Below are 1,136 nucleotides of genomic sequence, written 5' to 3'. Positions count from 1 at the left end.
GGCCGGGTGACAATGCAACGGCACTTCCATCGTCCCTGTTGCTCGGCGCGTCGTTCGATCCGGAGACGGCACGCGAGACCGGGGCGCTCGTCGGCCGGGAGGCTTTCGCCAAAGGCTTCAATGTCCAGCTGGCCGGCGGCGCAAACATCATCCGCGAGCCACGGGGTGGCCGTAACTTTGAGTATATCTCGGAAGACCCCCTGCTGACCGGCGTCATTGCCGGACATTCGGTGGCAGGCATTCAGGCGCAGGGTGTGGTTTCCACCGTCAAGCATTTTGCCGTCAACCCGCAGGAAACCGGCCGTGTCCTCGCCAACTCCGTGCTCTCGCTCAATGCCCTGCACGAGTCCGATCTGCTTGCCTTCCAGATCGCTATCGAGATCGGCGCTCCTGGCGCCGTGATGCCGGGCTATAACCTTGTCAACGGCGAATGGGCCTCAGAGAACACGTACCTCATTCAGACCGTCCTCAAGGGCGAGTGGCACTATCCCGGCTGGGTCATGTCCGACTGGGGCGCGACCCATTCGACCGTAAAGGCGGCACTTGCTGGCCTCGACGTCCAGTCGGGTGCCAATCTGGATCCGCAGCGCTTCTTTGCCCAACCTTTGCGGGATGCCGTCTCGGCTGGTCAGGTTCCCCAGACGCGCATCGACGACATGGTTGCCCGGCAGTTGCGCAGCCTGTTTGCCGTCGGCGCGATCGACCGGCCTGCGCCGCCGGATGGTCATATCGACTATATGGCGCATCGCCTGATCACCCAGCGTGCCGCAGAACGCGGGATCGTGCTTCTGAAGAACGAGCATGGCATGCTGCCAGCTGCAAGGGGCGCTCGGCGACTGCTCGTGATCGGGCGTCACGCCGATGTCGGCGTACTCGCAGGCGGCGGATCGTCCGCCGTCTCCCCTGTGGGTAGCCTGTCGCTCGAGGGCGTCGAAGTCATGGGCGTGCCGATGGCCAGGGTCTACCATCCCTCATCCCCCCTCCATGCGATCAGGGCCGAGGCGGGCGCGGCGTCTGTGGATTTCCTTGATGGCGTCGATATCGCAGCGGCCGTGAGGGCCGTGGCCGATGCCGATATGGTCTTTCTGTTTGCCGAGGAATGGCGCACCGAAGGGGAGGATCGGCCGGGGCTGGAC

1 protein-coding gene is annotated in these 1,136 nt (G+C 64.5%); it reads left to right on the top strand.

What is annotated here, in order from left to right; genetic code table 11:
- On the top strand, window positions 1–1,136 hold a 1,136-nt coding region (locus tag AB4Z23_RS27150), incomplete at both ends, for a glycoside hydrolase family 3 protein (protein ID WP_441361140.1).

The organism is Agrobacterium sp. MCAB5, assembly GCF_052114365.1.
Taxonomy (GTDB): domain Bacteria; phylum Pseudomonadota; class Alphaproteobacteria; order Rhizobiales; family Rhizobiaceae; genus Agrobacterium; species Agrobacterium tumefaciens.
Note: the sequence above shows the minus strand (reverse complement) of the source record. Positions and strands in the feature narration are given on the sequence as shown.